Below are 5,951 nucleotides of genomic sequence, written 5' to 3'. Positions count from 1 at the left end.
AAGCGCCCCGGGGCGCTTTCGTCACGCCATCGACCGGGTGTTCACCAAGAAGGGCGCCGGACTCGTGGTCACCGGCACGGTGGTCGACGGGGCCGTCGAGCGCGGCCAGTCGCTGTGGCTCCTGCCCCGGGGCGAGCGGGTTCGCGTGCGCGGACTGCGCCGCCAGAACCGCGAGGCCGAGCGCGCCCACCGGGGAGATCGCTGCGCGCTCAACCTCGCCGGCGTCGAGCGCGAGATCAAGCGCGGCGACTGGCTGATCGACGCCCCGGCGCCGCTGCCCGGAAGCCAGCGTCTCGACGTCGCGCTCAACCTCCTGCCGACGCTCGACCGCGACGCGCTGCACTGGATGCCGGTGCATATCCACATGGGCGCGGCGCATCTGACCGGCCGGCTCGGCCTGCTTGAGGCGCCCACCCTCGCCCCCGGCGGCCGCGCGCTCGCCCAGCTGACCCTGGACGCCCCGCAGCACGCCTGCTGTGGCGACCGCTTCGTGATTCGCTCCCAAGGCGCCGACGAGACCCTCGGCGGCGGGGGCGTGCTCGACCCCTACCCGCCCCGGCGCGGTGCGCGCCGGCCGCCGCGGCTGGCGTACCTGACGACGCTGCAGCAAGCGCTCGAAGGCGGCGCCAGCGAACGCCAGGACGGCTTCGCCGCCACGCTCGAAGCCCTCGCCGATCGCCAGCCCGACGGCCTCTCCCTGGTGGAGCTCTCCGCCACCCTGAACCGCTCGGTCGAGGCCCTCGAGGAGCAGATCCGCGCCCGGGGCCTGAGGCTGATTCGCGCCGGCACCGAGCACCGCGCCTTCGCTTACGTGCATCTCGACGCGCTGGCCGACGTGCTCGACGAGGCGCTGGCCCAGTATCACCTGGAGGCGCCCGCCGAGGTGGGCATGGAGCGCGACCGCCTGCGCCGCGTCGTGGCGCCGAAGTGGAACGTCGGCGTGTTCCGCGAGTGGCTCGACACGCTGGTCTCGGCCGGCCATGTCATCGCCCAGGGCCCGTTCATCAAGCGCCCTTCCCACGAGGCGCGCCTGGACGAGGCGCTGGAGACGCTTTCACAGGCGCTGCTGCCGCTGCTCGACGAGCGCTTCGATCCGCCGCGGGTGCGCGATATCGCAACCGACCGGCAGCTAGACGAGCCTCGGGTGCGCGAGGTGCTGTTCGCCAACGCCCGGCTCGGCCGGCTTTTCCAGGTGCGCAAGGATCACTTCTACCCCACCGAGACCCTGGCCCGCCTGGGCGAGATCATCGAGGCGCTCGCCCGGGAACACGGCTGCGTGCGCGCCGCCGACTACCGGGACCGCACCCAGGTGGGACGCAAGCTCGCCATCGCCCAGCTCGAATTCTTCGACCGGGTGGGCTACACCCGCCGGGTACGCGATGCCCGCCAGCTTCGCCGTCCTGGCATGTGGGGCTGAAAGCGGTTAGGCTCTGGTGGCAAGCGAAAAGGAGGAGGATCGCTCCCCGGTGGGACGACCGGACTTCAACTCCGCGTAGGGGCTGCCAGGCAGCCCCTGGTGAGTTCGACTCTCACCCTCCTCCGCCACCTTTGGATCGCTGCTTCTTCACTTCCCGCTTCTTTTCGGCTCGGCCACCATCACGTAGTCCGCCCCGTGGCTCAGCCCGCCGTCGATCTCGATGTGCGCAAGCGCCCGCCGTTCCAGATCCTCGACGTGCTCGAGCATCGCCCGGGCCAGCTTGCGATCCGCCACCGTGGCCATGCGCTGACGGCACATCTTCATCTGCCCCTCGACGAACTTCTTGCCGTAGCGGATCGGGAAGCGCTGGGTCTCGACGACCTCGAAGCCGGCGCGGTCGAGCTGGCGCGCGACCCAGGCGCTCGGATACTCCCGGTAGGTGCGCTCGCCGGCAAGCAACAGGCACGCATCGCGCAGCCGACCGATCTCCACCACCAGCTTGCCGGCGGCGGTGGTGGCATCGAAGGGCACGTAGGGCTCGAGGCCGACCAGGTACAGGCGCTTCTTGGTCAGCGCGCAGAGCCTGGGGAAGAGCTCGTCCTGCCAGTAGGGGGCGAAGCCGTCGATGGCGCCAAGCAGGTAGTCCGCCAGCACCGTGTCGAAGCGCTCGTCGGCAAGAAAATGCGGGTCCTGCCAGTTGCCCAGCACCAGTCGGTCCTGCTCGCGCTTCTTGCCCTCCACCGCGCGCTCGACGCTTCGAGCCATGCCGCCGGCGCCGGTCACTGCCGTCCAGCGCTCGGTGGCAAGACCACTCACCCAGTTGATCGAGTTGACGCCGGTGCCGGCATCCAGAAAGTCGCCCCACTGCCGCTCACCGTGAAGCGCTTCAATATGTTCGAAAAGTACCGAGGCCACCGGGGTTCTCCCTTCAAGGATCGTGATCGTTGATCGACACCTGCCGACCTTAAAAATTACGCTATAACATATCATATATGATTTCGAGAACGAGCTGTCTTGTGGCGAGAAAAGCATGGCAATCCCTAACCAACCCTAATATGATAATTAATCTCATATAAAATACTTTCTCATAGAAGGATCTGCATGAAGAAGATTGGAATGCAAGCCTCGCTCGTCGCCTCCTCGCTGCTGGTCACCGCCATGAGCGCCAGCGCCCACGCCCAGGAGCGCTTCGCCGTATTTGACCTGGGCAGCCTTGATACCCTGCACGCGCTGGGCGCGAGCGACCAGGTGGTCGGGCTGCCCAAGCAGATCCTGCCCGCTTACCTGGCAAGCTTCGACACCGACGACTACGCCGATCTCGGCGGACTGCGCAGCCCCGATCTCGAGGCGCTGGCGGAAAGCGAGCCGAGCCTGATCGTCTACACCGGCCGTCAGGGCGAGTGGCAGGAGGAGTTCGAGGAGATCGCGCCACTGTTCGAGGCGAGCCTTTCAGGCAACGACTACCTCGCCGCCTTCGATGACAACGTGCGCGCACTCGGCGAGCACGCCGGGCTCGAAGAGGAAGCCGAAAGCGCCCTCGAGACGCTGCACGAAGAGATCGAGACCCAGCGCGAGGCGCTGGCTGACGCCCCTCGTACGCTGGTCGTCACGCACAACGACGGCAGCTACTCGCTCAACGAGCATCCGGTGATCCACGACGTGCTGGGTGTGGAGAAGCAGAAGATGCCCGAGGGCGTCGAGACCGAAACCTTCGGTGCGCGCAGCTTCACGCGGCTCTCGCCGGAAGCGATCGCCGAGATCGACCCGCAGCGCCTGCTGGTGATCGACCGCAGCGCCGCCATCGGCGAAACGCCCGTCGACGCCGATGCCCTGCGCCAGCAGCTTGCCGAGGCCGGCGCCGACGACGTCGACGTCGCCCTGCTCTCGCCGGAGCTCTGGTACCTCTCCGGCGGCGGCCTGCAGAGCCTGGCCCTGCAGGTCGAGGAAGTGGCCAGCGCCCTGGGCGCAAGACCCTGAGTCACACGTGATGCCTGCCCCCGCTCGCGCGTCGAGCGGGGGCTTTTTTGTCGTTGAGGCTCCCCCCCTTGATTGGCTGAGATCCCGAAAGCGGTTTAACCTGAAACGGTTCACGACAAGGAGCCGTTTCATGAGCATTGATACCGCGCGGGGATTTCTGGCCGAGCACGCCCCGGACATCGAGATCATCGAGCTTGAGGAGAGCACCGCGACCGTGGAGCTGGCCGCCAGGGCCCATGGCGTCGAGCCCGGCCAGATCGCCAAGACCCTGGTGATGAAGGTCGGCGAGCAGCCCTTTCTGGTGGTCGCGGCAGGCGATACGCGCCTGGACAACGCCAAGGTCCGCGAGCGTTTCGACGGCAAGGCGAAGATGCTCGACGAGGCGACGGTGATGGAGCTGACCAGCCATCCGGTGGGCGGCGTCTGCCCCTTCGGGCTCGCTACGGCCCTCCCCATCTACTGCGATGAATCGCTCAAGCGCTTCGACGAGGTGCTGCCGGCGGCGGGTTCGCCCAACAGCGCCGTACGCATCGCCCCGGAACGCCTGGCGACGTTGGTGGGCGCCGAGTGGCTCGACGTCTGCTCGCCCGCCTGACTGGCGACGCTGCGACAATCGACGTACACTGGCCGCGTTTCGCACGCAGCGAGTTCTCAGGGCGGGGTGAAAGTCCCCACCGGCGGTGATGGCCGAAAGGCACGAGCCCGCGAGCGCTCCAGGCCATGTCACGTTCTGGAGGTCAGCAGATTCGGTGAGATTCCGAAGCCGACGGTGACAGTCCGGATGAAAGAGAACGGCCGCGCGGGCGCGCACGCCGGGCCCCAGGCCCGGGTGCGCGCCTGCTCGCCGCATGCCCTGATTCAGGCAACCATCATCCATGAGAATGACCATGAATCAGACCTTTCCGTTGACGCTTTCCAGCCACACCACGTCTCAGTGCATCGCCTTCATCCAGGGGCATTGGCACAGCGATATCGTCGGCCAGGCCTACACCTCCTTCATCGAAGAAGTGGAGAAAAATGGCCTGCGCGCCGACCAGGTGGAGGTATTCACCGTCTCAGGCGCTTATGAAATCCCGCTTCAGGCCAAGGTGCTGGCGGAGAGCGGCCGCTATGGCGCGATCGTCGGCGCGGGCTTCGTGGTCGATGGCGGCATCTACCGCCACGACTTCGTCGCCCACGCGGTGATCGACGGCATGATGCGCGTCCAGCTCGACACCAACGTCCCGGTGATCTCGGTGGTGCTCACCCCGCACCACTTCCACGAGCACGCCACCCACCACGGCTTCTACTTCGAACACTTCGTGACCAAGGGTCGCGAAGCCGCCAGCGCCTGTCTCAATACGATGGAAAACCTGCACCGCGCGCGCAAGCTCAGCCAAGCGTGATATGCACAGGCCCGGCCACCGCCGGGCCTGTGTACAAGACATCGTTCAGCATCCGCACTTCGCTGCCGGCGCGCCGGACAGCGAGCCACGTGTGCCCCCGGTTTGCACCGGGTGGTCGTCCCGACGCCAGAAATCCAGCCCTCCCAGCAGCTCCTTTACCCTGAAGCCTGCGCTCGCCAGTTTCCACGCGCCCTTGGTCGAGCCGTTGCAGCCGATGCCGTCGCAGTAGGTAACGTACACCTTCGATGGGTCGAGGGTGGCGAGCCGCTCTGGCGTCATCTCGCGGTGCGCCAAGCTCACCGCCCCTGGAATGTGGCCCGCGCGGTAGTGCTCCACGCTTCGCGTGTCGATCACCAGGATCTCCTCGATACCGGCGGCCAGGTCCTGCGCCAGGTCCCAGGCATCCGTGTAAAGGCTCAGCTTGTCCTGCATCGCCTGGGCCATGGCGGTGGGGTCCGCTGGCGGGAAAGCGAGTACCGCAGAGAGAGTAGACGTCATCGGATCACTCCTTTATTCGATATCCAGCAGGTAGCTGTAGAAAGCGGTGTTGCGCTGCCAGCCCAGTGATTCGTAGAGCGCCTGGGCGGGGGCGTTGTCGGTCTGAGTCATCAGTACCAGGCGCGCCACGCCGTGCTCGCGGGCCAGCAGCGCGGCGGCCTGCATCAACGCGCGCCCTGTGCCCTGGCCACGGGCCTGGGGCCGCACGAAAAGGTCGTTCAACGTCCAGCGGCTGTCGAGCCCCACGGTGGAAAGCCCCGGGTAGAGCTGAACGAAGCCGGTGAGCTCACCTGCCGCGTCTTCGCTGACCAGGATGAACGAGTCTCCCAGCCCGAAGCGCTGTTCGAGGAAATCGCGGGCGGCCTGGTGATTACTCGGCTGGCCGTAGAACCGGCGATAGCCGTCGAGCAGTTCGGTCAGCGCCGGCAGGTCGCTCATGGTGGCGGCTCGGGTCTTCATGGGGGGCTCCTTGGAAAGCGTTGGGGGCCTCTTAGTCTCGCGCTATAGTGGCTCCTTCATAAGAGCCACTTCAGCGAATATCGAGGGAACCAGTGAGCCGGCCATTCACTTCGACCGATGCCATGATCGACGCCCTGGCGCTTCGGCTAAGCCCGCGCACCACCACGCCCCTGGCCCGCCAGCTCTACGCGCTGCTGCGCGACTGGATCCAGCGC

Annotated in this window: 7 protein-coding genes, 1 tRNA gene and 1 riboswitch; of the genes, 5 read left to right on the top strand and 3 right to left on the bottom strand. The window is 66.9% G+C overall.

The features are described 5' to 3' along the window. Together BIS11_RS09315 and BIS11_RS09310 are read left to right on the top strand one after the other, a co-directional pair. Positions 1-1,417: SelB C-terminal domain-containing protein (locus BIS11_RS09315; RefSeq protein WP_253585961.1), on the top strand; the 1,417-nt coding region annotated here is incomplete at its 5' end. 30 nt (positions 1,418-1,447) lie between these two features. Continuing rightward, positions 1,448-1,545, top strand: a tRNA-Sec gene (locus tag BIS11_RS09310). A gap of 19 nt (positions 1,546-1,564) precedes the next feature. On the opposite strand, the gene BIS11_RS09305 is transcribed toward BIS11_RS09310, so the two are convergent. Further along, on the bottom strand, positions 1,565-2,332 hold the full coding sequence (locus tag BIS11_RS09305) for a class I SAM-dependent methyltransferase (protein ID WP_253418396.1): 768 nt from the start codon (positions 2,330-2,332) through the stop codon (positions 1,565-1,567). 201 nt (positions 2,333-2,533) lie between these two features. Between BIS11_RS09305 and BIS11_RS09300 the strand changes: the two genes are divergently transcribed. The 3 genes from BIS11_RS09300 to BIS11_RS09290 all read left to right on the top strand — a co-directional run bounded on the left by BIS11_RS09300 (position 2,534) and on the right by BIS11_RS09290 (position 4,779). Beyond that, positions 2,534-3,394: an ABC transporter substrate-binding protein gene (locus BIS11_RS09300; protein WP_253418393.1), complete on the top strand. Its 861-nt coding sequence runs from the start codon at positions 2,534-2,536 to the stop codon at positions 3,392-3,394. Positions 3,395-3,524: 130 nt separating this feature from the next. Further along, positions 3,525-3,989: a YbaK/EbsC family protein gene (locus BIS11_RS09295; protein WP_253418390.1), complete on the top strand. Its 465-nt coding sequence runs from the start codon at positions 3,525-3,527 to the stop codon at positions 3,987-3,989. Positions 3,990-4,037: 48 nt separating this feature from the next. Next, a riboswitch (FMN riboswitch) is annotated at positions 4,038-4,191 on the top strand. Positions 4,192-4,281: 90 nt separating this feature from the next. After that, positions 4,282-4,779, top strand: coding sequence for a 6,7-dimethyl-8-ribityllumazine synthase (locus tag BIS11_RS09290; RefSeq protein ID WP_253418387.1), 498 nt, complete (start codon positions 4,282-4,284; stop codon positions 4,777-4,779). Between the two features lie 45 nt (positions 4,780-4,824). Here the strand turns inward: BIS11_RS09290 and BIS11_RS09285 are convergent, their stop codons facing one another. Further along, positions 4,825-5,277 carry a rhodanese-like domain-containing protein gene (locus tag BIS11_RS09285; protein ID WP_253418384.1) on the bottom strand — a complete coding sequence of 151 codons (453 nt, stop codon included), beginning with the start codon at positions 5,275-5,277 and terminating at the stop codon, positions 4,825-4,827. Positions 5,278-5,289: 12 nt separating this feature from the next. Continuing rightward, complete coding sequence (locus BIS11_RS09280; RefSeq protein ID WP_253418381.1) at positions 5,290-5,736, bottom strand: GNAT family N-acetyltransferase; 447 nt, start codon at positions 5,734-5,736, stop codon at positions 5,290-5,292. Positions 5,737-5,951 lie beyond the last annotated feature (215 nt).

Source organism: Halomonas sp. 707D4, from assembly GCF_024158685.1.
Classification (GTDB): domain Bacteria; phylum Pseudomonadota; class Gammaproteobacteria; order Pseudomonadales; family Halomonadaceae; genus Vreelandella.
This window is presented reverse-complemented; position numbering and strand designations above follow the sequence as displayed.

Bases quoted from the DNA above. Each gene is read 5' to 3' on its own strand.
- BIS11_RS09280 (WP_253418381.1), bottom strand. From the start codon at position 5,736: ATGAAGACCCGAGCCGCCACCATGAGCGACCTGCCGGCGCTGACCGAA.
- BIS11_RS09300 (WP_253418393.1), top strand. From the start codon at position 2,534: ATGCAAGCCTCGCTCGTCGCCTCCTCGCTGCTGGTCACCGCCATGAGC.
- BIS11_RS09285 (WP_253418384.1), bottom strand. From the start codon at position 5,277: ATGACGTCTACTCTCTCTGCGGTACTCGCTTTCCCGCCAGCGGACCCC.
- BIS11_RS09290 (WP_253418387.1), top strand. From the start codon at position 4,282: ATGAATCAGACCTTTCCGTTGACGCTTTCCAGCCACACCACGTCTCAG.
- BIS11_RS09295 (WP_253418390.1), top strand. From the start codon at position 3,525: ATGAGCATTGATACCGCGCGGGGATTTCTGGCCGAGCACGCCCCGGAC.